Annotated in this window: 1 protein-coding gene; it reads left to right on the top strand. The window is 59.6% G+C overall.

Translation table 11 applies throughout. The annotated features are described in order from the left end of the window. The first annotated feature begins 499 nt into the window (after positions 1-499). The gene (gene ltrA / locus GWE18_RS41775; RefSeq protein WP_275191284.1) at positions 500-1,867 is read left to right on the top strand and encodes a group II intron reverse transcriptase/maturase; all 1,368 of its coding nucleotides are present in this window, start codon (positions 500-502) and stop codon (positions 1,865-1,867) included. The last annotated feature ends 84 nt before the right edge of the window (positions 1,868-1,951 follow it).

Genomic DNA, 1,951 nt, shown 5'->3' with positions numbered 1-1,951 from the left:
AATGCCGCGCCCGCGGCTTCGTTGTGTGCCGGGCATGCTCAATAGCTCGGAAGTGAAAGTCTTCCACCCAACCTGATGGAGGTGAAGGGTTAGTGAAACGCAAGGGCTGCCGTCGCGAGGCGGGGTCTGAAGGAAGCGTGGATCAAAGGTGCGAGCCGATGAACAAAAACCGGATATGAGGCGCAAGCGTCGGACGAGCGGGCGACACATCGCGAAGTCCAGATCCATCAAGGATGCGAAGCGTAGGTCCGGCGGTTGTGCACCGAAGGCGATTGAGCTTACCCCGGGAGATCTGCCCGGTGTCGCCCTCGGGCGACTGAGACGACCGCGAGGCCGTCTGACCACCGGGCAGAAGTCAGCTGAGGGCGTATTAGGTTAGGCTGTCGGCAAAGCTATTGAGGCACTCCAAGGCCGAAAGGTGGAGAAAACAGATAGGCGGAGCCGGAAACGATGGCTGAAGGCCCGAACGATTGAGAGAGGCAAGTAGGACTGGTATCTCGTGAATAGAAAGCGGCAGAACAACCAGCAAGTGCTGGCCTTGGAACCGAAGGACCGGGGTGAAGCCCCGGCGCGCGGTGACGGGGAGACCGAACCATTCATGGCGAAATCAGCCACCGAAAACTCGGCTTTCACAGAACAACTGATGGAGGAGGTGTGCGACCGAGAGAACCTCGAAAGAGCGTGGAAGCGTGTTAAAAGGAACAAAGGAAGCCCCGGCGTTGATGGGATGACCATCGATGACGCGAAGGCGTTCCTGCGTCAGCACTGGCCAAACATTCGGTCTCAGCTGCTCGACGGGAACTATCGGCCGCAGCCGGTTAAGCGGGTCGAAATCCCGAAGCCGGATGGCGGGGTCAGGAAACTCGTCGACCGCCTGATTCAACAAGCCGTGTTGCAAGTTCTCCAAGAGCGATGGGATCCGACATTTTCGGAGCACAGTTTCGGATTTCGGCCGGGGCGGTCCGCCCATGAGGCTGTAGCCCAGGCACAGCGTTACGTCGCCGATGGCTACAACGTAGTGGTTGATCTCGATTTGGAAAGATTTTTCGACCGAGTTAACCACGACATCCTGATGGCGCGCGTCGCCGCACGGATACCCGATAAACGCGTGCTCAAGCTTATCCGGGCATTCCTGAATGCCGGGGTATTGGAAGATGGTTTGGTCCGACCGGTGGACGAAGGGACCCCGCAAGGCGGTCCGCTCTCGCCCTTCCTCAGCAATATCGTGCTCGATGATCTCGACAAGGAATTGGCTCGACGTGGTCACCGGTTCTGCCGTTACGCGGATGACTGCAACATTTATGTTCGCAGCCATCACGCCGGCGAAAGGGTGAGGGCCTCGATAAGCCGGTTCCTGACCGACAAGCTCCGCTTGAAAGTCAACGAGGCCAAAAGCGCGGTGGCGCGACCCGAGGAACGTAAATTTCTCGGATTCAGCATTGCGAATGACGGGAGCGAGCGACGCATTGCGCCGAAAGCCCTCGACAAGTTCAAAGACCGAATCCGGGAAATCACATGCCGGACGCGAGGGATCAGTCTGCGGCAGATGATCGCAGACCTCACGCCATACCTCATCGGATGGCGCGGGTACTTCGGCTTCTGCCAGACCCCGCGCGTGCTAACGAACCTGGAAGCCTGGATCCGCCGGAGACTGCGTTTGTATCTCTGGCGGCAATGGCGGAACGGGCATAACCGATTCACGGAGCTTCGCCGCTTCGGCATCGCGAAGTTCGCCGCATCGGTCGCTGCCGGCTCACCGACGGGACTCTGGCGCATGTCCGGACACCCGGCGGTTCAACACGCCCTACGAAATCAGGTGTTCGACTCTCTTGGTCTCCCCCGAATCTTCATGCCTGTGCCGGCTTAACTCGATCGAACCGCCGTGGTACGGACCCGTATGCCCGGTGGTGTGGGAGGGGTGGCGTCGCGAGACGTCCCCCTATCCCGATCA

It is taken from the genome of Bradyrhizobium sp. CSA112 (assembly GCF_029051645.1).
GTDB lineage: Bacteria > Pseudomonadota > Alphaproteobacteria > Rhizobiales > Xanthobacteraceae > Bradyrhizobium.
This window is presented reverse-complemented; position numbering and strand designations above follow the sequence as displayed.